Genomic DNA, 22122 nt, shown 5'->3' with positions numbered 1-22122 from the left:
CGCCTTTGTATTTTGACTCGAACTGTTTTTAAATGACTTCTCAAATTGTTCTGTTCCTTTTGGGCATTGCCGCGATTGCTGGCCTCTATTTTGCGCTTCGTACTAAAGCGGCACCGATCACTGAAGCCAATATTGAAAACACCCAAGCGGATGATCTAGTCACAGCCATTTTGCCGGAAGGTGAACGTCGCGTTGTTCCCGAGTCGATCCATAACATTCCTCGCCACGCTCTGGATGACAATGCCATGCGTGTCGTCTACCGTTTGCTTGATAACGGCTACGATGGCTATCTAGTCGGTGGCTGTGTACGCGATCTTCTGGTCGGCAAAAACCCTAAAGATTTTGACGTTGCTACCTCCGCAACCCCTGAGCAAGCAGAACCCCTATTTAACCGTGCTCGACTTATTGGTCGCCGCTTCAAGATCGTCCACGTCCGTTTTGGTCGAGAGATCATCGAAGTCACCACTTTCCGTGCCGGACACGACAGCGTTTCAACCTCTAAGGATCAATCACGACAGGCCGCCTCTGGCATGCTGCTGCGTGATAATGTCTACGGCACGATCGAAGAGGATGCAAAGCGCCGCGACTTCTCGATTAACGCGCTCTACTACAACGTTGAAGACAACTCCGTTTACGACTTCGCTAATGGCTACCCAGATCTTCTGGAAAAACGCATTCGCATCATCGGCGATGCTGAAGAGCGCTACCGTGAAGACCCTGTTCGCATGCTGCGCGCCGCTCGCTTTGCTGCAAAACTGAGCTTTGATATCGACCCCGACACCGCCCAACCGATTCATAAACTGGGTGGCTTGATCAGCAAAGTCGCTCCTGCTCGCATGTTTGATGAAGTACTTAAGCTATTACAAACCGGCTACGGCGAAGCCTGCCTTCGCCAACTGCTCCGTTTTGATCTATTTAAGTACCTTCTACCGGCCACTGATCGCATGTTAGGTAGCGATGAGTACCCAGTCGAGCAGCTCGTTAACAATGCGTTACGCAATACTGATCGCCGTCTTGCTCAGGATAAGAGCGTCAACCCCGCTTTTCTATTTGCAGCGATGCTTTGGTACCCGCTGGTGGATCGCATGCGTGATCTTGAAGGACATAAAGACCTACCGCCTCTACAGCGACTTCACGAGGCCGCTAATCAGATCCTAGGTGAACAGGTCCGAGCGACTGCCATTCCAAGACGTTTCTCCACGACGATTCGTGAAATCTGGGAGATGCAGCACCGTCTAATGCGCCGCGATCGTGCCGATCAACTAATGGAGCACCCTCGCTTCCGTGCTGGCTACGATCTATTAGTGTTGCGTGAAGAGAGTGGTGAAGATCTTAACGGAATCAGTGGTTGGTGGACCGAATACCAGAACAGCCAACCCAATGCTCGTCCTCAGATACCCGCTGAAGAGCGCCGCAAACGCTCTCGCCGTCGCCGTCCTAATCGTAAGCCAAAAGAGCAGTCATAAGATGATTCGCGCCTATATTGGATTGGGCAGCAATTTAGAGAATCCTCTACAGCAGGTGGCTGACGCTCTGCGAGAACTTCAGGCGATTCCCAACTCTAAGCTAGTAGAGCACTCCAGACTCTATCGCTCCGACCCAGTGGGTCCTCCTGGACAACCCGACTACATCAATGCGGCTGCTTGCCTCGAGACAAGCTTAGAAGCTGAACAACTGTTGGATGAACTGCAAGCGATAGAGCAGTCCCATGATCGTGTTCGAGTGCAACACTGGGGGCCGAGAACCTTAGATCTGGATATTTTACTCTTTGGTGATCAAGCCATTAACACTGAGCGACTTACTGTACCCCACGCTTTTATGCGTGAGAGAAGCTTTGTCCTCTACCCTCTCGCTGAGATTGAACCCAATTTAGTGCTACCAAATGGTGATCACCTAAGCGAAATTTTGCTGGAATGTCCTATGGGCACACTGGAACCAATCGCACTATAATAGTGCGCATCTTATCGAATAGAGAGACTGATTAAATGAGCACACCAAGCCTGCACCGTTTAATTGAGAAAAAACAGGCGGGAGAGAAGTTTGCGGTTCTAACTGCTTACGATGCAACCTTCGCCCATGTCGCCAGCAGTGCTGGCGTAGACCTGATACTGGTCGGTGATTCATTGGGCATGGTTCTGCAAGGTGAATCCAGCACACTGCCGGTAACGGTTGACGATATGGCCTACCACACTCGCGCGGTGGCTATGGGCAACCAAGGGTCGCTGATCGTGTCTGACCTGCCCTTTATGAGCTACTCAAACACTCAGCAAGCGGAAGAGAGTGCCGCAAAACTGATGCGTGCAGGTGCTCACATAGTCAAATTGGAAGGCGGTGCTTGGTTAACTGACACCATTTCAGCACTCAGCCGCCAAGGCGTACCTGTCTGCGCACACCTAGGTTTAACACCACAATCGGTCAATAAATTGGGTGGATACAAGGTACAGGGACGCGACAATCATGCTGCGACGTTGATGCTTGAGGACGCTCAGCGCTTACAGGACGCAGGCGCAGATATGCTGGTGTTAGAGTGTGTGCCAACCCTACTGGCCTGTGAAATCACTAAAAACCTCGACATCCCAGTGATTGGCATCGGTGCAGGTAATCTTACCGATGCTCAAGTGCTTGTAATGCATGATCTGCTAGGTATTACACCTGGACGGCGTCCCAAATTCGTTAAAAACTTTATGGAAGGTGCTGGCTCGATCCAAGAGGCGATTGAACAGTACGTTGCCGACGTTAAAAGCGGCACATTCCCTGGCCCAGAGCACAGTTTCGAATAATCTATGAAAACCGTTACGACCATTGCCGAGCTTCGAGCTGCGGTCACTGCAGCACGTGCTGCAGGTAAAAAGATCGGCTTCGTGCCGACCATGGGCAACCTTCATCAAGGTCACTTAAATCTTTTGATTCGGGCTCGCGAGCTTTCAGACTTTGTTGTCTCATCGATCTTCGTTAACCCGTTACAGTTTAATAACGCTGACGACTTGGAACGATACCCGCGCACCCTTGAAGAGGATCAGGCAAGTCTGAAAGAGTTTGGCTGTGATCTGCTGTTTGCGCCAGCTGAGGCAGAGGTCTACCCAAAGGGTCGTGATTCACAGACCTTTGTTGAAGTACCAGAAGTCTCTAATCTTTACTGCGGTGCTAGCCGCCCCGGACACTTCCGCGGTGTCACGACCATCGTCAACAAACTGTTTAATTTGGTCCAACCTGACCTAGCGGTATTTGGTCGGAAAGACTTTCAACAGCTGCACGTGATCCGCCGTATGGTCGATGATCTATCGATGCCCATTGAGATTGTTGGGGAAGAGACAGCCCGTGCTGAATCAGGTTTAGCCCTGAGCTCTCGTAACGGTTATCTAACCGACAGCGAACTGGCTGCAGCGCCAGCGCTCTACCAGCAACTGAGCCAAATCCGTGATCAGGTTCAAGCGGGTAGCAATGAGTTTGCAGTGCTACAGGTCAAAGCGAGTGAAGCACTAGAAGAGGCAGGGTTCCGTCGTGATTACGTGCATATCGTTAATCGCAATACGCTTCAGCCGGCGACACCGGATGACACTCAATTGGTGATTTTAGCGGCCGCCTATTTGGGTCACGCTCGTCTAATTGATAATCTGGAGTTCGATCGCTAAGCCGTTGCGATCGAACCCTTACCAATCCCCTCAAACGCACGCACTTCAATCTGTTTGCCAGGTAGGGTTGCAGCAATGGTTTGCGCCAGGTGATTGGCGATCAACTCCACGGTAGATTCCGTGTCGATCATGTAGACCACTGAGGTAGGAAGCGTTAGGCTGAATGTCCCCTGGGGTGCTTGGTAGGCAAAATCGACAGACTGTTCAGTGCGACTGACAACGTGATCTTCTGTCCCTATGTAGATATCTTCAAAGCGCTTTGCCCACTGCGCTTCAAGTGCTAGATCACGCTCACCATCAACTAGAATGTGGATTCTTGAGCGGTGTCCATGAGCGATACGTTGGCAGTTACCGTCATGCTTCTGTAGACCGTGTGTGTAATGGTAGTAGGCACCGTCAATCACTTCCGGGTATAGGGTCACTTTGATACCACTGACCGTTGGAAAGATCGCAGATAACTCCTGTTCACACCAACGAGCGACGGGTTCAGGCTCTATCGCATCCACGGGAAGGATCTCAAACGCTTGATGTGGCGCGCTGCAACGAAGGGGCTCACCCGATGGGTAGAGCCACTCCACAGTCGTGTTCTGTTCGGCTAAAGTCACCTTTAGGTTAGGTGTCTTATCAGCAATCACTAACGAGTGATCTAAGCCAGCATCAAACCACTGTTTCACGCGCTTTTTAACGATGCCAAAATCGACAATCATCCCCTCATCGTTTAATTGGCCGTCCAGCTCTAAACGGACAGCCCAGGATTCACCCACAAGACCGCGTTGCGCGTCCAGATAGGTAAAATCAACATGGGTAAGATCATCAACAAATAGCTTCACACACGACTCCTAACAGTTTGTGCAGCTATTTTAGCGAATCGGGATAAGAAATCACCTGATTGTTCGCAGCCATCGGTTGCTCCGGTATAATGCAATGATCTTAATTCAGGTGAACCCTTCCTATGCGACTCGATAAGTACCTTGCTCAATCCACCGGTTTCTCTCGTAAAGAGGTGAAGCGTATGCTGCACGCCGAAGAGGTACGAGTGAATGGCGAACTTGAAAAGAACCCCGCACGCAAAGTGGCTGATGAGGATGAAGTCATTCTGGACGGCTACGAAATTGAAGCCCCGCGTGATCGCTACATCATGCTTAATAAGCCCCTGGGTTATGTCTGCTCACACGATGAGGGTGATCATGCGTCCGTGCTGGGCCTTATCGAACTTCCACGTGTCGATAACCTCACGATTGCCGGTCGGTTAGATGTTGATACAACAGGGTTAGTACTGCTCAGTGATAACGGGCAGTGGTGTCACCGTATCACCTCGCCACGTCATAAGCTGGGTAAGATCTATGAAGCGACCTTGGCAGACCCGATTGATGAGAGCTACATCGAGAAATTCGAGCGCGGTATTCAGCTTAATGGTGAGAAAGAGCTCACTAAACCGGCAAAATTAGAGATTCTCTCTGAGCAGGTAGCCAGAGTGGAGCTGTTCGAAGGACGCTACCACCAAGTAAAGCGCATGTTCGCAGCACTGGGTAACAAAGTAGAAGAGCTGCATCGCGAATCGATTGGACCGATCGCACTGGATGATGATCTCTATGAGGGTGAGTGGCGAGAGCTCACTGACGACGAGGTAGCCAGCATCTTTAATGGCTAACTTCGAATCGCTCATCAATCAGGAGGTTCAGGCTAGTCCAAACGGACTTCTGATTGTTGATGAAAACCTCAACCCCAAATCACTTCAAGCCGCCTCCGGTTGGCAGGCTCTGACCAATCGCTTTGATCAGCAGCAAGCACTTTGCGCTCAAGGCTGGCAATGCAGGCTCTCTGACTTTGAGTGGCCTACAGACTTAACCACTGATTTTATTCTGTTTCGCATTAGCAAAGAGAAGGCGGTTGTTAATCATCTCATCAATTTGGCGGCAGAGCAGTTAAAGCCCGGTGCTCGCCTTATCTTATTAGGTGATAAATCCGAGGGAATCAAAAGCTACGCCAAAAATGGCCAAAAATGCCTAAACGGTGATCGCTCTGAGGTTAAATTGGGCGGCGATAGCTGGAGGGTCGAACTCACAGTAGGCCAGGCAACAGGCACACCGTTAGATGATCAAGACTATCATCAAGTCCGAGAGGTTATAAAAGTAAGTGAATACTCACTACTATCAAAGCCCGGTGTGTATGGTTGGAAAAAAATCGACCAAGGTAGCCAGCAGCTGATTGAGCGCCTACCTTATATCCTCAATCGTCAGCTACCGATTGGAGCCGATCGTGTGTTAGACCTGGGCTGTGGATCAGGTTATCTTACTCTCGCTTCCTGTAGCCAAGCATCTTTCATCACAGCGACTGACAATAACGCAGCAGCAATCAAAGCGACGCAAGCAACCTTGGCAGCAGCGAACTTTCAGGCTGAAGTTTGCTTAACCAATGCCGGTGAAGAGTTGGCCTCTGAGTACGATCTGATACTATGTAACCCGCCCTTTCATAGTGGTTTTGGGATCGATTACGATTTAACTGACCGCTTTTCGAGAAATGCCGCTAGACTGTTAGCAGCAGAGGGGAAAGCCTGTTTCGTCGTGAACCAGCATGTACCACTGAAACGTATCGCATCAAGCTACTTCGAGTCTGTCGAGCTTGACCAAGATACAGGACATTTTTGCACCTATTTACTGACTAAGCCTAAGCGCTAGAGTTTTATGACTAAAGATTATCTACAACAATCGTTTTTCTTCTTCCGTTCCAACTTCAGTGCTCTATTGAGCATTCAACTGCCGTTTCTGATCATTCTGATGATCATCCAGATGAGCACTATTTCCGGAGTGGATGAGTCGAGCAACATGCAGGCACAGCTGATTCTGCTAACCGGTATGGACATGCTGTTTGTTCCTATCTACCTAGCGGCGACCATCTTCTATATGCAAGCCGTCATCGATGGAGGTTCGATCACAACCACGCAAAGCTGGTTTATGGCATTCCGCTGCTGGGGCAGACTATTTTTAACCTTCGTGCTTTCGGCATTGGTAACAGCACTGGGACTCATGTTGCTGATCGCCCCCGGTATCTATATAGCCGTTCGCTTAGCCCTGGCTAACGCCATCTGTGTCATTGAAGGTAAAGGGCCAATCGACTCGATGAAAGAGAGCTGGGAAGGCACTGACGGCCTGTTCTGGACCATGTTCAAAGGTCTGGCTCTGATCTTTGGTGGCCTGTTCATTCTAGAGGTGATCCTATCGCCGATGGTCGATCCAAGCAGCATGATCTCGATGCTGATCTCAGTCACCCTAGACTTCCTAAATGTCCTAGGCACCATCTACGCCTATCGCGTCTACCGCGCATGGCGTGACAAAGAACCGGTTGAGGATGAACCTTCGGTTCTCTAATGGTGTTGGAGCATCTTTTCGCGGTTTGCCCTTCGGGGCAATTCGCTCCTACAGTAGGACTCCGTTGCGGGCTTATCGCGAAGTCCTATTGTAGGAGGGAATTCAGCTCTGCTGAAACCCCGATCGATTTCAACAGCGGGTAACAGGCTGAAGGCCAGTCACCCTACTGCGTAGCTAGATCAGCGCTCCAGTGACTGGCTTTAGCCTGTCATCTGCTTTCTTAGCGTTTTCCAGAAAAGGAGTAAAGCCTACCTGCGGATGACAGGCTGAAGGCCAGTCACCGCAAAGATCGCCACATCTTCGATATGGAACCAACAAAAAACCGCCATAAAGGCGGTTTTTTTAGTGCGAATCAGCAGTGATTAGTTCTCTGCAGTTTCGTCCTCTTCAAGATCTTTCATTGAAAGCTTGATACGGCCGCGGTTATCGACGTCCAGTACCTTAACTTTAATGACGTCATCCATGTTGATGTAGTCAGTTACTGCGTTCACGCGCTCTTTAGCGATCTGTGAAATGTGTACTAGACCATCTTTACCAGGAAGAATGTTAACGAATGCGCCGAACTCTTCGATGCGAACAACCTTACCTTCGTAGATCTTGCCGATCTCTGCTTCTGCAGTGATCGCAACAACACGGTCAACAGCTGCTTGTGAAGCTGCTTTGTTGTCTGCGTAGATACGAACAGTACCGTCGTCATCTAGATCGATTGAAGCGCCTGTCTCTTCAGTAATAGAGCGGATAGTTGCACCACCTTTACCGATAACGTCGCGGATCTTCTCTGGGTTCACTTTAAGCTGAGTCATGGCAGGAGCGTGGTCAGCCAGTTCTGGACGAGCGTAACCGATCACTTTCGCCATCTCACGTAGGATGTGAACACGAGCGTCCAGTGCCTGTTCTAGAGCGATCTCCATGATCTCTTCAGTGATACCCGTGATCTTGATATCCATCTGCAGTGCTGTAACACCGGCTTCGGTACCTGCTACTTTAAAGTCCATATCACCTAGGTGGTCTTCGTCACCCAGAATATCGGTTAGGACAGCGAAACGATCGCCCTCTTTAACCAGACCCATTGCGATACCGGCAACTGCTGAACTGACTGGTACACCCGCATCCATCATGGCAAGTGAAGAGCCACAGACAGAGGCCATTGATGATGAACCGTTTGATTCAGTGATCTCAGAAACAAGACGCATGGTGTATGGGAAGGCTTCCTGAGTTGGAAGTACCGCAGAGACACCACGACGAGCCAGACGACCGTGACCGATTTCACGACGACCTGCACCACCCATACGGCCAGCTTCACCAACAGAGTATGGAGGGAAGTTGTACTGAAGCATGAATGGATCACGACGCTCGCCTTCAAGCGCATCGATGATCTGTACGTCACGGCTTGTACCCAGTGTACAAGTAACGATTGCCTGAGTTTCACCACGAGTGAACAGAGCTGAACCGTGTACGTTTTTAAGAACACCCACTTCCACTTCGATTGGACGAACGGTTTTACCGTCACGACCGTCAATACGTGGCTGACCGCTAAGGATACGTTCACGTACAGTTGCTTTCTCGATAGACGCGAATACTTTAGAGACTTCACCAGCGCCTGGTGCGCCCTCTTCACCTGTTGCAAACTGCTCTACAGCGGCATCGCGAAGTGCTTTAAGCGTGTCTTGACGCTCCATCTTGTCTGCTACTTGGAAGGCTGCTTCAACCTGTGCACCGAATGCAGCAGTAATCGCATCAGTCAGCGCTTCGTTTTTAGCAGCTGGCTGCCAATCCCACTTAGGTTTAGCGGCTTCAGCGGCAAATTCGTTAACGGCGTTGATAACCACTTGCATCTCTTGGTGAGCAAATAGAACCGCACCTAGCATCTCATCTTCGCTAAGCTCTTTCGCTTCTGACTCAACCATCAGTACCGCTTCGTTGGTACCCGCTACGACCATGTCTAGTTCAGAGTTTGCTAGCGCTTCGTAGGTTGGGTTAAGGATGTAACCTTCATCTTCCGTGAAGCCCACACGTGCTGCACCGATTGGGCCAACAAATGGGATACCAGAGATGGTGAGTGCTGCAGAGGTACCGATCATTGCAGCGATATCTGGATCAACATTCTTATCAGAAGAGACCACAGTACACACCACCTGAACTTCGTTCATGAACCCTTTAGGGAACAGTGGACGAATTGGGCGGTCGATTAGACGAGACGTTAGTGTCTCTTTCTCAGTTGGACGGCCTTCACGTTTGAAGAAGCCACCAGGGATACGGCCAACTGCGTAGTATTTCTCTTGGTAGTGCACTGAAAGTGGGAAGAAGTCTTGTCCCTCTTTCGCTGTTTTTGCGCCAACGACAGTACACAGAACCTGTGTCTTTTCGTTAACAGTAACCATAACTGCACCAGTCGCCTGACGAGCGACCTTACCAGTTTCGATCGTTACGGTGTCATTACCGAACTGGAACGTTTTAGTAACCGTGTTAAACATCGATTAACTCCTAGTAATTAACTATGTTCCGCGTCCCCTGATCTTCACTCTTTTAAAGCCAGTACTCAGTTGAATTCAGTAAACTCAAGTGAGTACAGGCTGTCAGATCATTTGGTTTTGCGGAGGGTTTAAAAGTAGAAAGGGCCATACTAAGTATGGCCCTAACTGGGTATCTAGCTCTTAGCGACGAAGACCTAGACGACCGATCAACTCAACGTAGCGAGTAGCATCTTTCTTCTTAAGGTAGTCCAGCAGCTTACGACGCTGGTTAACCATACGAATTAGACCACGACGTGAGTGGTGATCCTGCTTGTTCGCTTTGAAGTGACCCTGAAGGCCTTCAATGTTTGCAGTTAGAAGGGCAACTTGAACTTCTGGTGAACCAGTATCGTTCTGACCACGACCGTACGCTGCAACGATTTCAGCTTTCTTTTCAACAGACAATGCCATTGTTTTATCTCCTATTAGCAATATGCACACAGCCTAGACTGCGGGTTAAGTCGCGCAACACCGAGCATATTTTCAGTGAAGCGTCATACCCTTGAGGGTAAATCAGTTTTCAGAGGTATCGAGTAGTCGACGAGCGCGTAATCGCCCCTCATCATCCACTTCAGCCATACCTAAGAATCGCTCTTCAGCAAAGAGTCTGACGAGGCCGCGCTCTGAGAATAACTCCCCTAAACGTTGCCCCTGCAGAAGACGATTTGCTAAATCTGCGGGTAATTCGATTGAAGGCAATGACTCCACTGCACTCCAGGGCGGCAATAATAGCGCATCTAAACGCATTTGTATGCACTCTAACGACTGATCTGACTCACGATGTTGTGCAATCTCATTCAACTGTTCGAGTGTCAGCATTGCGCTTCGATCGTAGGTAGCCACGGCAAGCCGTCGCAACATACTGACATGCGCACCACAGCCAAGTGCCAGACCTAGGTCTTCGACGATGGAGCGAATATAGGTGCCTTTAGAACAGTGCACCTCAAGATCAATCTCATCAGCACGCAGATCCAGCAGTTTGATCTCGTAAATGCATACCTGACGCGGCTTAACTTCGACCTTTTCACCTTTGCGCGCCAGCTTGTAAAGCGGCTGGCCATTGTGCTTTAAGGCCGAGAACATCGATGGAACCTGTTCGATTTCGCCAGAGAATTTGGCTTGAATCAGATCGTTTAACGCGTCTCGATCTAACTCAGGAACAGGCTTAGTTTCGATCACTTCGCCATCAGCATCACTGCTGTCAGTGCGAACCCCTAGCTTTGCCGTTGTGATATAGCGCTTATCAGAATCGAGAAGAAACTGTGAAAACTTAGTCGCTTCACCCAAACAGATGGGCAACATACCGGTAGCTAGAGGGTCTAGTGCGCCTGTGTGACCCGCTTTCGCTGCGTCATACAGACGTTTTACCTTCTGCAGGGCAGCATTCGAGCTGATGCCCTGAGGCTTATCAAGCAAAAAGACGCCGTCAATGCGGCGTCCTTTTTTACGTCGAGCCATGTTAGCCCTCGTTATCTTCGAGACGGCGAGCCTTCTCGATCAAGCTCGTTAGGTGACGACCGCGATGAATGCTCTCGTCATAATGGAAACGTAACGCCGGCATGACACGCAGTGAGATGCCTTTTGCCAGTTCAGCACGAAGGAAACCTGCAGCCTGCTTAAGCACCTCTAGACTCTGCTTGGTCGCTTCCGCCTCATCCTGTTCACCCAGTGGGAGAACGGTAATGTAGACATCCGCATAGCCTAAGTCTTTCGCTACTTTGACGTGGTTAATCGTCACCATTCCAATGCGTGGATCTTTAATCTCACGCTGAATAAGGGTCGCCAAATCACGCTGGATCTGGTCCCCTACTCGGTCTGTGCGTTTAAAATCGCGAGCCATACAACCTCTTAGATGGTACGTTGAACTTCAACTGTGTCGTAAACCTCAATCTGGTCGCCGACTTTAACATCGTTGTAGTTCTTCACGCCGATACCACACTCCATGTTCTGACGAACTTCGTTGACGTTGTCTTTAAAGCGACGCAGTGACTCAAGCTCACCTTCGTAGATAACGACGTTATCACGTAGGACACGGATGCGTTTATTACGGAAGATTGTACCTTCGATAACCATACAACCGGCAACCGCACCGATCTTAGGCGCACGGAAGACATCACGAACTTCAGCAATACCAACAATCTCCTCTTTGAACTCAGGAGAGAGTAGACCACTCATCGCCTGTTTCACGTCATCGATGATGTCGTAGATAACACTGTAGTAGCGAAGCTCCATCTCTTCACGCTCAACAATCGCACGCGCCTGAGCGTCTGCACGAACGTTAAAGCCGATTAGGATCGCTGAGGAGGCCAACGCAAGGTTAGCATCGGTTTCACCGATACCACCAACACCGCCAGAGACGATGTTCACTTTTACTTCATCGGTAGAGAGATCTTCTAGTGAGCTAGTCAGCGCCTCTAGAGAGCCTCGAACGTCGGTCTTAAGGACGATGTTAAGCGACTTAACTTCACCCGCTTCCATGTTCGAGAATAGGTTCTCAAGTTTCGCCTGTTGCTGACGCTGCAGTTTAACTTCACGGTATTTACCCTGACGGAATAGAGCGATTTCACGCGCTTTCTTCTCGGTGGATACTACGGTGAAGTCTTCACCTGCATCTGGCGTTCCGTCTAGACCTTGAATCTCAACAGGAATCGCAGGACCACCCGCTTCTAGCGGCTTGCCGTTTTCGTCAAGCATCGCACGTACACGGCCGTAGTGAAGGCCAGCTAGTACGATATCACCGCGCTTAAGGGTACCGTTTTGAACCAGTAGCGTAGCAACCGGACCACGACCTTTATCTAGACGTGATTCAACGACAACACCTGTACCTGGCGCATCTGGAACTGCTTCAAGCTCAAGAATTTCTGATTGAAGAAGGATCGCTTCAAGCAGCTCATCAATGCCCTGACCTGTTTTAGCAGAGACTGGACAGAACTGAACATCGCCGCCCCAATCTTCAGGAATAACATCACGTTGAGCCAGCTCGTTCTTAACTCGATCTGGATCCGCTTCCTCTTTATCGATCTTGTTGACCGCAACAACAAGAGGAACACCAGCCGCTTTAGCGTGCTGAACCGCCTCTTCAGTCTGTGGCATCACACCATCATCTGCGGCAACTACTAGAACAACGATATCCGTCAAAGAGGCACCACGGGCACGCATAGCGGTGAACGCGGCGTGTCCAGGAGTATCTAGGAAGGTCACCATGCCGTTGTCAGTCTCAACGTGGTAAGCACCGATGTGCTGGGTAATACCGCCAGACTCGCCAGAAGCTACACGTGTTGAACGGATGTAATCGAGCAGGGATGTTTTACCGTGGTCAACGTGACCCATAACGGTAACGACCGGAGCACGTGTCACAGACTCACCGCTGTGAGCGGCTACCGACTCCATCAACTCATCTTCGATCGCGTTCTCTACCATAGGCACCGCTTTGTGGCCCATCTCTTCTACCACAAGGATCGCAGTATCTTGGTCGATTGGCTGGTTGATGGTTGCCATCGCACCCATCTTGAACATCACCTTGATCACTTCAGCCGCTTTGATCGACATCTTCTTAGCCAGATCAGCAACCGTGATGCTCTCTGGAATAGAGACTTCATGAACAATCGCAGTCGTCGGCTCTTTAAAGCCGTGCTGGTTATCGCCTTGACGTATTGGCTTACCACGACCTGGCTTACCGCCTTTACCCGGACGAGCGTTCAGCGTGCCATTACCACGACCTTTCGACTTACGACGATCGTCGTTATCACGCTGGTTGTTACGGCGCTCATCGCGCTGCTTGTTCTTGTTGCGAGGATTTTCAGTTTTAGGTTCCGCAGCTGGTTTCTTCTCAACCGGCGTTTCAACCACTGGCTCAGGCTTAGGCTCTTCAACTTTAACCGGTTCAGCGGCCTCTTTAACTTCTGCTTTTGGCGCTTCCACTTTAGGCTCTGCAGCCGTTTCAACCGCCACCTCTGGTGCCGCTTCAACGACCGGTGCTTCAACCTGTGGTTCAGGCGCTGCCACTGGAGTCTCTTCCACTGCTGGAGCTTCTGGAGCCTGTTCAATCTCTGTACGTTTCACGTAGGTACGCTTTTTACGCACTTCAACGTTAACGGTTTTACGACTGCCGGCACCGCCCACTTTCAGCGTAGAGGTTGTCTTACGCTTAAGCGTGATCTTCTTCGGTGCGCCAACGTCATCGGCATCTTCGCCGTGACTGCGTTTCAAATGGGCTAATAGCTGCTGACGCTCTATCTCTGTGACAGTTGAATCGTTGGATTTACCTTCGACTCCCGCTTCCTGCATCTGTGTTAACAAACGCTCAACGGATACACCAACCACATCGGCAAGCTGTTTAATCGTTACTTCTGCCATAAATGGGTTCTCCTTTTCCGTTGTCTAATTACTGCTGATCTTCTGCAAACCAAGGTGCACGCGCTGTCATAATCAACTCACCTGCGCGCTCTTCGGTCATGCCTTCAATGTCTAGCAGCTCTTCAATAGACTGTTCTGCAAGATCTTCCATGGTAACCACACCACGGCTTGCTAATGTGTACGCTAGGGTACGTTCCATACCTTCCATAGTTAGGAGGTCTTCTGCTGGCTCTACATCGCCAAGTTGCTCTTCACCTGCAATTGCAAGGTTAAGCAGTGCATCTTTTGCGCGTTCACGAAGGGCGTCAACGATCTCCTCGTCAAACTCTTCGATCTCAAGCATTTCGTTAGCCGGTACGTAGGCAACTTCCTCAAGCGTGGTGAAGCCCTCAGCAACTAGGATCTCAGCAAGGTCGCTGTCGACATCAAGGTGCTTGATGAACAGATCCACTGTTTTACCCACTTCAGACTCGTGTTTAGACGCCGCTTCCGCTTCGCTCATCACGTTCAGTTCCCAACCAGTCAACTCTGCTGCTAGACGAACGTTCTGACCGGCACGACCGATCGCCATCGCCAAAGCATCTTCATCAACCGCGACGTCCATTGAGTGAGTCTCTTCGTCCATAACGATCGAAGCGACTTCAGCAGGCGCCATTGCATTGATCACAAGCTGCGCAGGGTTGTCGTCCCAAAGGATGATATCGACACGCTCACCACCCAACTCATCAGAGACGGCTTGAACACGCGCACCGCGCATACCAACACAGGCACCTACAGGATCTAGACGACGATCCTGAGTCTTAACAGCGATCTTAGAGCGAGCACCTGGATCACGAGCCGCTGCACGGATCTCAATCATCTGCTCGGCGATCTCTGGCACTTCGATAGAGAAGAGTTCGATCAACATCTCGTTTGAAGTACGGCTAAGGATAAGCTGTGGGCCGCGACCTTCAGAACGAACTTCTTGAAGCACCGCGCGAACACGCTCACCCATACGGAAGATTTCACGAGGTAGTAGGTTTTCACGTGGCAGAAGTGCTTCTGCGTTGTTACCCAGATCAACAATCACATTGTCGCGAGTCACTTTCTTAACAGTACCCGCGATCAATTCGCCCTGGCGATCACGGTAAAGATCAACTACTTTAGCGCGCTCAGCCTCACGGACTTTTTGTACGATAACTTGCTTCGCTGTTTGAGCTGCGATACGACCGAATGCAACCGACTCAACCTGCTCTTCGTGGTAATCACCAGGCTGCAGATTAGTGTCGATCTCTTCTGCCTCTTGCATGGTCAACTCGGTACCCAGTGCAGGAACCGCTTCGTTATCCACAACCAACCAACGGCGGAAGGTGTCATAATCGCCCGTTGCACGGTCGATAACCACTCGGATATCAGCTTCTTCGTCGTAGCGCTTCTTAGTGGCTGTTGCCAGCGCGACTTCAATCGCCTCAAAGATGACCGCTTTCGGGACATCTTTTTCGTTAGAGACGGCTTCAGCAACCAGTAGAATCTCTTTATTCATATCAGTTCTTCGCTCCTAATAGTCAAAGCGGATTAAAATTGCGGCACCACATTGGCCCGATCGATCAGGTCATGCGGTAATAAATATTCGTGATCATCAACGACCAAAAGCACATCTTCGCCTTCGATGCCGTTAAGAATCCCTTTAAACTTGCGACGCCCCTCAAACGGCGAGCGCAGACGCAGTTGAATCGTATGGCCAGCATACGCAGCGAATTGCTCTAGAGTGTAAAGGGGACGATCCATCCCTGGGGATGAGACTTCAAGGGTGTAGTTCTCTGAGATGGGGTCTTCTACATCCATCACAGCACTCACCTGCTGGCTAACGCGCGCACAGTCATCGACCGACACTCCGTTAGGGCCATCTATATAGATACGCAACAGGCTATTTTTACCTGACGCGTTGTACTCCAGCCCCCAAAGCTCCAAATCTAAGCCCTGCACAACTGGATCAATCAACTCTTGTAACAGCTTTAATTTTGCTGACACTGTTCACCTATAAATTTCAAAAACAAAAAATGGGTCATATAGACCCATTTTTGACTTATCTACCACCATGTACGGAAGGCAGATATCACTGTCTTCTGTTTGGACGCGGCCATCAAATAGCTACGAAAAAGCCCCATAAAGGGGCTTACCAAACAAGGATGTAACATCCTAAAAGTGGTAGTAAAAACCCGTCAAAACTAGTCTTCAGGATTTTCACAAATACCCAACGTAAAGTTGGTAGCGGGGGCCAGATTTGAACTGACGACCTTCGGGTTATGAGCCCGACGAGCTACCAGGCTGCTCCACCCCGCATCAAAAACAGGTAAATTTTACGCTTCACCCACTGCGTTTACAACTTGGTGCCCAGAGCCGGACTCGAACCGGCACGTCCTAAGACACTACCCCCTCAAGATAGCGTGTCTACCAATTCCACCACCTGGGCTAAACTTTTAGTTGTCTCCTGCTGTTGGAATCTCTGATTCCGACACAACAGGCAGTTCCGTTGTTGACGCTTGCTCAACCTGGGCAGCCGCTTCAATCGTTGCAGCATCAGGGATACCTGCATCACCAACAGACGCGGCTTTCTCTTTCGCGAACACAGCCAAAACGAAGCTGGTTACAAAGATACCCGCAGCAAGAATGGCTGTAACGCGACCTAGGAAGCTACCGCTACCCTGGCTACCGAAAACAGTTTGAGAGGCACCACCACCAAATGACGCACCCGCTTCTGCACCCTTACCCTGCTGAATAAGAATCAGGCCGATAACCGCTGCTGCAAGCAATACGTGAATGATAAGAACGATGGTTTCCATTCTAGCTTTAAACCTTAATTACGCACCGAAAACAGGGGTGCCATTTAAAAGAGGCGCAAATCTTACCCGAGCACCCGTCAAGATACAAGCGCCTGCAGCTCTTTTTCAACCTGCCCCGCCAGTGTCTCACAGACCTGATCCACCTCATCAAGATCGGAGCCTTCAACCATAACACGGACCACAGGCTCAGTCCCGGAGGGACGTAGCAATACGCGACCACGATCAGCCAAACGCGCCTCGGCTGCTGCAACATGCTCTGCCACGGCTGGCGAAGATGCGATATCTACCTTCTTAGCCAAGCGCACGTTGATCATCTTCTGCGGTAGTTTTTGCATACCGTGCTTCAGCTGATTAATCGTTTTGCCTGACTGCGCGACCGCTTTAAGCACCTGAACAGCGGCAATGGTCGCATCACCCGTCGGTAGAATATTACGACAGACAATGTGACCTGACCCTTCGCCACCCAAATTCCAGTCGTGCTCTGCGAGCTGCTCTAATACATAGCGATCGCCCACTTTAGCTCGCACGAAGGGAATATCCATTTTTGCCAGCGCTTGCTCTAAACCAAGATTAGTCATCAGCGTACCAACGACACCGCCCTGCAACTCACCGCTCTGCTGTAACGCCTGGGCAATGATGAAGAGGATCTCATCGCCATCGACGATCTCTCCCTTATGGTCAACAAGAATCAATCGATCGGCATCACCATCTAATGCAATACCCAGGTCTGCCTCTGCTTCGAGCACTTTAGCTTGAAGTGCTGCAGGCGCCGTCGCACCACACTGCTCGTTAATATTTAGGCCGTCTGGATCGGTACCAATCTCGATGACTGAAGCGCCTAGCTCAGCAAAGACCTTAGGCGCAATGTGATAACCAGCGCCGTTGGCACAATCAACGACAACCTTAAGGCCCGCTAAATTCAAACAACCCGCGGCAGTCGATTTACAGAACTCTATGTATCGCCCAGCGGCATCATTGACTCGACGAACCTTGCCTAATTCGGCTGAGCTAACCGTAGTCATAGCCAGATCAAGCTGGGCTTCAATGCGCTCTTCGACATCATCTGGCAGCTTAGTGCCCGCCGAGCTGAAGAACTTAATACCATTGTCGTCATAGGGGTTGTGCGATGCACTGATCACAATACCGGCATCAGCGCGGAAGGTACGAGTTAGGTAAGCGATCGCTGGCGTTGGCATAGGGCCTAGCAATAACACATCAACACCGGCGGCAGACAGGCCTGCCTCAAGCGCCGACTCAAACATATAACCGGAGATTCGAGTATCTTTGCCAATCAGGACTTTACTACGTCCTTCACGGGCAAACACACGACCCACAGCCCAACCGAGCTTCAACACAAAATCTGGGGTGATAGGAAAGGTTCCTACCTGTCCACGAATACCATCTGTACCAAAATAACGACGACCCAATTTAGATCCCTTCCTTTAAAACGGCTTCCGTCATACGAACCATATCGACGGTTGCTAAAACATCATGCACACGAATAATTTTTGCACCGCGCTCAACCGCGAGCGCAACGGTTGCAAGACTACCAAAGAGTCGCTGGTCAGCCTCACGATTAAGCACCTGGCCCACCATGGTTTTTCTAGAGGTGCCCGATAACACTGGCACGCCTAAGTCCAATAATTTATCCAAGCGATTGAGTAACTGTAAATTATGTTGCAAGGTTTTGCCAAACCCAAAACCGGGATCTACGATCAATCGCTGTTTCGCAATCCCTGCAGCCACACATCGACTCAACTGCTGATCGAGAAAATCCATCACCTCAGAGACCACATCGGCATACTCTGGCTGTCGCTGCATTGTCGCAGGGCTGCCCTGCATATGCATCAGACAGATTGGCAGATCCGTTTTCGCAGCAGCTTCTAGCGCGGCTTCACGCCCAAGCGCTCTAACATCATTAATGAGACCAGCCCCTAGCTTAGCCGATTCTGAAATCAATTTAGCAGAGCTGGTATCGATAGAGACCACCACATCGATCTCGGCATTGATTCGTTCCAGAACCGGCAATACACGATCCATCTCCTCCTGCTCACTGACTTCAGCGGCACCAGGGCGAGTCGATTCACCGCCGATATCAACAATCGTCGCGCCGTCGTTAACCATCTGCTGGGCATGCTGGAGCGCTTTATCGATAGAGAGCGCAGAGTGTTGATAGAGGTGACCGCCATCCGAAAAGGAGTCAGGCGTCACATTAAGAATACCCATTACCTGCGTTTTAGAGAGATCCAGCACTCGACCGGCACACTGTAGCTGCGTCACATTTCTACCTTTATTCATACACTCTACAAATAACGAAAAAGCCCTCACGAGTGAGGGCTTTTGTGAATCACGACTTACTGTTTGGGCTCATCTTTTTGATCATCTTGAGGATCGCCCCAACCTGTCTGACCCTCATTAGAGTGAGACGCCTGATCATCCTGATCTACCTCTGGCACATCAGACTCAGCCTCAGAACTGTTAGCCGCCTCTTCCTCTTTGACTGCATCAACACGCTCTTGAGAGTCGTTCCAACCCTCTGGCGGAGTCACCTCTTGACGCGCCATCAACTGATCAATTTGATCGCTGCTGATCGTCTCGTAGGTCATCAACGCTTCACACATTGAGTCAAGGATATCACGGTTATCCGTCAGAATTTGGTAAGCCTTCTGGTAGCACTCATCGATGATTTTGCGAACTTCGGCATCGATCTTGTTCTGAGTTTCACCCGACATCGGTTTAGATGGCTGCCCCATGCCGCGACCAAATGGATCATCATCTTCATCACCGTAGAGCAGTGGACCCAACTCATCGGTCAGACCCCAACGCGTCACCATGTTGCGCGCAAGCTGAGTCGCACGCTGAATATCGTTTGAGGCACCGGTTGTTACACCCTCTTTACCCAGTGTCATCTCTTCCGCAATTCGGCCACCGTAAAGCGAACAGATTTGCGAGATAATGCCCTGACGACTGAACGAGTAGCGATCCTCTTCAGGAAGGAACATCGTCACACCCAACGCACGACCACGCGGGATGATAGACACTTTGTAGACAGGATCATGCTCAGGCATCAGACGACCGACAATCGCGTGACCTGCCTCGTGGAATGCCGTATTCAGACGCTCTTTGTAAGACATGACCATAGAGCGGCGCTCAGCACCCATCATGATCTTATCTTTCGCTTTCTCGAACTGCTCCATACCGACAGTGCGACGGCTATCGCGTGCGGCAAACAGGGCTGCTTCGTTAACCAGGTTAGCCAAATCAGCACCCGAGAAGCCCGGCGTACCACGCGCAATCAACTCAGGCTTAACATCATCACCCAGCGGAACTTTGCGCATGTGGACTTTAAGAATTTTTTCACGACCTTGAATATCAGGCAGACCAACGTGCACCTGACGGTCAAAACGACCTGGACGTAGCAGAGCAGGGTCAAGCACATCGGGACGGTTGGTTGCCGCGATCACGATGATACCCTCAGTGCCTTCGAAACCATCCATCTCGACAAGAAGCTGGTTCAACGTCTGTTCGCGCTCGTCATTACCACCGCCAAGACCGACACCACGTGAACGACCGACCGCATCAATCTCGTCGATGAAGATAATACAAGGCGCATGTTTCTTAGCTTGATCAAACATGTCACGCACGCGTGACGCACCGACACCGACAAACATCTCAACGAAGTCAGAACCGGAAATACTGAAGAAAGGCACCTTAGCTTCGCCAGCAATCGCCTTAGCAAGCAGCGTCTTACCGGTACCAGGGTTACCTGCCATTAGGACACCACGAGGGATATGGCCACCTAAACGCTGGAATTTACCTGGATCGCGAAGGTAGTCGACCAACTCAGCAACTTCCTCTTTGGCCTCTTCTACACCTGCGACATCTTCGAAGGTTGTTTTGATCTGATCTTCACTCATCATGCGCGCTTTCGATTTACCGAAAGACATAGGGCCGCCTTTACCGCCGGCACCGCCCTGCATTTGACGCATAAAGAACATGAAGATGGCAATGATGATAAGAATCGGGAAGGTCGCGACGAGCAGCTGCTGCCATAGACTCTGCTGCTCAGGCATTTTGCCTTCAACGACGACATTGTGCTCTAGAAGGTCATCAATCAGCTTGGGATCCGAGATCGCTGGGCGAACGGTTTCAAAACGATCGCCATTCTGACGCACACCTTCGATGGTAAAACCATCAACCGTCACACGCTCAATACGGCCTGATTGAACCTCTGCCACAAAGTCAGAGTAGCTCAGGCGGCCGCTCTCGGTCTCGGCGCTAAAATTATTAAAGATGGTTAGCAGTACGGCTGCAATCACTAACCATAGCACCAAATTTCTTGCCATATCGTTCAACTTCTTACCCTCTATAAACTAAAACGAAAGCTCTGTTTAAAAGCTATACGTCTTTAAAACCTTTTCCGAGCAGATAGACCTCACGCGAACGCGCGCGAGAAGAATCTGGCTTACGGGTGACCACCGATTTAAAGCTACTGCGCAGTTCTGCAAGGTAGGGATCAAACCCTTCACCCTGAAATACTTTCACCAAAAAGTTGCCGTTCGGTTTCAGTATCTGACGCGCCATATCCAACGCCAACTCCACCAAGTACATCGCAGCTGGCTGATCCGATGATGCATTACCACTCATATTGGGGGCCATATCTGAAATTACAAGGTCTACTGGCTCATCTCCTATCGCAGAGAGGATCTCCTCGAAGACGGAATCTTCAGTAAAGTCACCCTGAACGAATGTAACTCCGCCCAGCGGAGCCATCTCAAGAATGTCTGAAGCCACTACACGACCAGAGTCACCCACGATTTCGGCCGCCACTTGAGACCAACCACCTGGCGCAGCGCCCAGATCGACAACCGTCATTCCAGGCTTTAACAGATGGTCTTTATCATTCACTTCCATCAACTTATAGCAGGCGCGTGAACGGTACCCATCATCTTTAGAACGCTTTACGTATTGATCGTCAAAATGCTCTTTTAACCAACGACTACTGCTTTTAGATCTTGCCAAGGGATGTTCCTAGAAAGCATCACTCTATGATGCATGCAACAAAGGGGTTAAAATGAAGAAATTGTAACGCCCACCAAATTTAAGGCACTAATTCTAATATGAGCTTAACAACTGATCAAAAAAAGCGTCTTCGCACGCGTGCACACACTTTAAACCCAATCGTTATGGTTGGCGGCAACGGACTGACTGAAAACGTTCAGTTAGAAGTAGACCGAGCGCTGGAAGATCACGAACTGATCAAAGTAAAGTTCGCCGTTGGCGATCGTGACCTAAAGCGCGAACTGATTAAAGAGCTAGTCGCTGTTGTTGAAGCAGAACTGGTGCAAGAGATCGGTAACGTAGCGGTGCTATTCAGAGCGTCGGATGAACCAAATCCAAAACTCTCCAATCTAATGCGTTAATCATTGGT

General features: G+C 50.2%; 21 protein-coding genes and 2 tRNA genes. 8 read left to right on the top strand and 15 right to left on the bottom strand.

Going from position 1 to position 22122, the window contains the following annotated elements; genetic code table 11:
* The first annotated feature begins 32 nt into the window (after window positions 1–32).
* From pcnB to panC, 4 genes are read left to right on the top strand one after another with little or no spacing between them, the layout of a single operon-like run.
* Window positions 33–1466, top strand: a complete 1434-nt coding sequence (gene pcnB, locus XMM383_RS08660) for a polynucleotide adenylyltransferase PcnB (RefSeq protein ID WP_173482965.1) — start codon at window positions 33–35, stop codon at window positions 1464–1466.
* 1 nt (window position 1467) lies between these two features.
* The gene (gene folK, locus XMM383_RS08655) at window positions 1468–1950 is read left to right on the top strand and encodes a 2-amino-4-hydroxy-6-hydroxymethyldihydropteridine diphosphokinase (protein ID WP_173494995.1); all 483 of its coding nucleotides are present in this window, start codon (window positions 1468–1470) and stop codon (window positions 1948–1950) included.
* Between the two features lie 35 nt (window positions 1951–1985).
* Window positions 1986–2780, top strand: a complete 795-nt coding sequence (gene panB, locus XMM383_RS08650) for a 3-methyl-2-oxobutanoate hydroxymethyltransferase (protein ID WP_173482967.1) — start codon at window positions 1986–1988, stop codon at window positions 2778–2780.
* 3 nt (window positions 2781–2783) lie between these two features.
* Window positions 2784–3632, top strand: coding sequence for a pantoate--beta-alanine ligase (panC, locus tag XMM383_RS08645; RefSeq protein WP_173482968.1), 849 nt, complete (start codon window positions 2784–2786; stop codon window positions 3630–3632).
* Here panC and XMM383_RS08640 read toward each other — a convergent pair.
* On the bottom strand, window positions 3629–4462 hold the full coding sequence (locus XMM383_RS08640; RefSeq protein WP_173494994.1) for a 6-carboxytetrahydropterin synthase: 834 nt from the start codon (window positions 4460–4462) through the stop codon (window positions 3629–3631). The genes panC and XMM383_RS08640 overlap by 4 nt on opposite strands.
* Window positions 4463–4584: 122 nt before the next feature.
* Here XMM383_RS08640 and rsuA point away from each other — a divergent pair, with 122 nt between their 5' ends.
* Genes rsuA through XMM383_RS08625 form a run of 3 tightly spaced genes read left to right on the top strand, consistent with a single transcriptional unit; the run spans window position 4585 to window position 7000 of the window.
* Window positions 4585–5283, top strand: coding sequence for a 16S rRNA pseudouridine(516) synthase RsuA (gene rsuA / locus XMM383_RS08635; protein WP_173482970.1), 699 nt, complete (start codon window positions 4585–4587; stop codon window positions 5281–5283).
* Complete coding sequence (locus XMM383_RS08630) at window positions 5276–6310, top strand: methyltransferase (protein WP_173494993.1); 1035 nt, start codon at window positions 5276–5278, stop codon at window positions 6308–6310. Before rsuA ends, XMM383_RS08630 begins: the two co-directional genes overlap by 8 nt.
* 6 nt (window positions 6311–6316) lie before the next feature.
* Window positions 6317–7000: a YciC family protein gene (locus XMM383_RS08625; protein ID WP_173480247.1), complete on the top strand. Its 684-nt coding sequence runs from the start codon at window positions 6317–6319 to the stop codon at window positions 6998–7000.
* Between the two features lie 362 nt (window positions 7001–7362).
* Here the strand turns inward: XMM383_RS08625 and pnp are convergent, their stop codons facing one another.
* The 14 genes from pnp to rlmE all read right to left on the bottom strand — a co-directional run bounded on the left by pnp (window position 7363) and on the right by rlmE (window position 21713).
* Complete coding sequence (pnp, locus tag XMM383_RS08620) at window positions 7363–9474, bottom strand: polyribonucleotide nucleotidyltransferase (RefSeq protein WP_173482972.1); 2112 nt, start codon at window positions 9472–9474, stop codon at window positions 7363–7365.
* Window positions 9475–9654: 180 nt separating this feature from the next.
* Window positions 9655–9924 (bottom strand): 30S ribosomal protein S15, encoded by a 270-nt coding sequence (gene rpsO, locus XMM383_RS08615; protein WP_173480245.1) that lies wholly within the window; start codon window positions 9922–9924, stop codon window positions 9655–9657.
* A gap of 102 nt (window positions 9925–10026) precedes the next feature.
* A complete protein-coding gene (gene truB / locus XMM383_RS08610; RefSeq protein WP_173480244.1) occupies window positions 10027–10971 on the bottom strand; it encodes a tRNA pseudouridine(55) synthase TruB in 945 nt (314 codons plus the stop codon).
* A 1-nt stretch (window position 10972) separates the two neighbouring features.
* Window positions 10973–11353 carry a 30S ribosome-binding factor RbfA gene (gene rbfA, locus XMM383_RS08605; RefSeq protein ID WP_173480243.1) on the bottom strand — a complete coding sequence of 127 codons (381 nt, stop codon included), beginning with the start codon at window positions 11351–11353 and terminating at the stop codon, window positions 10973–10975.
* A gap of 8 nt (window positions 11354–11361) precedes the next feature.
* Window positions 11362–13869: a translation initiation factor IF-2 gene (infB, locus tag XMM383_RS08600; RefSeq protein WP_173494992.1), complete on the bottom strand. Its 2508-nt coding sequence runs from the start codon at window positions 13867–13869 to the stop codon at window positions 11362–11364.
* 28 nt (window positions 13870–13897) lie between these two features.
* Entirely contained in the window at window positions 13898–15391 is a 1494-nt protein-coding gene (gene nusA, locus XMM383_RS08595; protein WP_173480241.1) for a transcription termination factor NusA, read from the bottom strand.
* A gap of 32 nt (window positions 15392–15423) precedes the next feature.
* Window positions 15424–15879: a ribosome maturation factor RimP gene (gene rimP / locus XMM383_RS08590; RefSeq protein ID WP_173480240.1), complete on the bottom strand. Its 456-nt coding sequence runs from the start codon at window positions 15877–15879 to the stop codon at window positions 15424–15426.
* Window positions 15880–16114: 235 nt separating this feature from the next.
* Window positions 16115–16191: transfer RNA gene (locus XMM383_RS08585), tRNA-Met, on the bottom strand.
* Between the two features lie 45 nt (window positions 16192–16236).
* Window positions 16237–16321, bottom strand: a tRNA-Leu gene (locus XMM383_RS08580).
* 7 nt (window positions 16322–16328) lie between these two features.
* The gene (gene secG / locus XMM383_RS08575) at window positions 16329–16691 is read right to left on the bottom strand and encodes a preprotein translocase subunit SecG (protein ID WP_173480239.1); all 363 of its coding nucleotides are present in this window, start codon (window positions 16689–16691) and stop codon (window positions 16329–16331) included.
* Between the two features lie 77 nt (window positions 16692–16768).
* Window positions 16769–18118 carry a phosphoglucosamine mutase gene (gene glmM, locus XMM383_RS08570; protein WP_173482973.1) on the bottom strand — a complete coding sequence of 450 codons (1350 nt, stop codon included), beginning with the start codon at window positions 18116–18118 and terminating at the stop codon, window positions 16769–16771.
* Between the two features lies 1 nt (window position 18119).
* On the bottom strand, window positions 18120–18989 hold the full coding sequence (gene folP, locus XMM383_RS08565) for a dihydropteroate synthase (RefSeq protein WP_173494991.1): 870 nt from the start codon (window positions 18987–18989) through the stop codon (window positions 18120–18122).
* A 56-nt stretch (window positions 18990–19045) separates the two neighbouring features.
* Complete coding sequence (ftsH, locus tag XMM383_RS08560) at window positions 19046–21037, bottom strand: ATP-dependent zinc metalloprotease FtsH (protein WP_173494990.1); 1992 nt, start codon at window positions 21035–21037, stop codon at window positions 19046–19048.
* Between the two features lie 52 nt (window positions 21038–21089).
* Window positions 21090–21713, bottom strand: coding sequence for a 23S rRNA (uridine(2552)-2'-O)-methyltransferase RlmE (gene rlmE / locus XMM383_RS08555; protein WP_173494989.1), 624 nt, complete (start codon window positions 21711–21713; stop codon window positions 21090–21092).
* A gap of 98 nt (window positions 21714–21811) precedes the next feature.
* Here rlmE and yhbY point away from each other — a divergent pair, with 98 nt between their 5' ends.
* A complete protein-coding gene (gene yhbY, locus XMM383_RS08550; protein ID WP_173480234.1) occupies window positions 21812–22114 on the top strand; it encodes a ribosome assembly RNA-binding protein YhbY in 303 nt (100 codons plus the stop codon).
* The last annotated feature ends 8 nt before the right edge of the window (window positions 22115–22122 follow it).

The organism is Marinobacterium sp. xm-m-383, assembly GCF_013283255.1.
GTDB lineage: Bacteria > Pseudomonadota > Gammaproteobacteria > Pseudomonadales > Balneatricaceae > Marinobacterium_E.
Note: the sequence above shows the minus strand (reverse complement) of the source record. Positions and strands in the feature narration are given on the sequence as shown.

Coding starts and splice junctions, on each gene's coding strand:
- folP (WP_173494991.1), bottom strand. CDS start 18,989: ATGAATAAAGGTAGAAATGTGACGCAGCTACAGTGTGCCGGTCGAGTG.
- yhbY (WP_173480234.1), top strand. CDS start 21,812: ATGAGCTTAACAACTGATCAAAAAAAGCGTCTTCGCACGCGTGCACAC.
- XMM383_RS08630 (WP_173494993.1), top strand. CDS start 5,276: ATGGCTAACTTCGAATCGCTCATCAATCAGGAGGTTCAGGCTAGTCCA.
- pnp (WP_173482972.1), bottom strand. CDS start 9,474: ATGTTTAACACGGTTACTAAAACGTTCCAGTTCGGTAATGACACCGTA.
- infB (WP_173494992.1), bottom strand. CDS start 13,869: ATGGCAGAAGTAACGATTAAACAGCTTGCCGATGTGGTTGGTGTATCC.
- pcnB (WP_173482965.1), top strand. CDS start 33: ATGACTTCTCAAATTGTTCTGTTCCTTTTGGGCATTGCCGCGATTGCT.
- rpsO (WP_173480245.1), bottom strand. CDS start 9,924: ATGGCATTGTCTGTTGAAAAGAAAGCTGAAATCGTTGCAGCGTACGGT.
- truB (WP_173480244.1), bottom strand. CDS start 10,971: ATGGCTCGACGTAAAAAAGGACGCCGCATTGACGGCGTCTTTTTGCTT.
- rsuA (WP_173482970.1), top strand. CDS start 4,585: ATGCGACTCGATAAGTACCTTGCTCAATCCACCGGTTTCTCTCGTAAA.
- folK (WP_173494995.1), top strand. CDS start 1,468: ATGATTCGCGCCTATATTGGATTGGGCAGCAATTTAGAGAATCCTCTA.
- ftsH (WP_173494990.1), bottom strand. CDS start 21,037: ATGGCAAGAAATTTGGTGCTATGGTTAGTGATTGCAGCCGTACTGCTA.
- panC (WP_173482968.1), top strand. CDS start 2,784: ATGAAAACCGTTACGACCATTGCCGAGCTTCGAGCTGCGGTCACTGCA.
- secG (WP_173480239.1), bottom strand. CDS start 16,691: ATGGAAACCATCGTTCTTATCATTCACGTATTGCTTGCAGCAGCGGTT.
- nusA (WP_173480241.1), bottom strand. CDS start 15,391: ATGAATAAAGAGATTCTACTGGTTGCTGAAGCCGTCTCTAACGAAAAA.
- XMM383_RS08625 (WP_173480247.1), top strand. CDS start 6,317: ATGACTAAAGATTATCTACAACAATCGTTTTTCTTCTTCCGTTCCAAC.
- rbfA (WP_173480243.1), bottom strand. CDS start 11,353: ATGGCTCGCGATTTTAAACGCACAGACCGAGTAGGGGACCAGATCCAG.
- panB (WP_173482967.1), top strand. CDS start 1,986: ATGAGCACACCAAGCCTGCACCGTTTAATTGAGAAAAAACAGGCGGGA.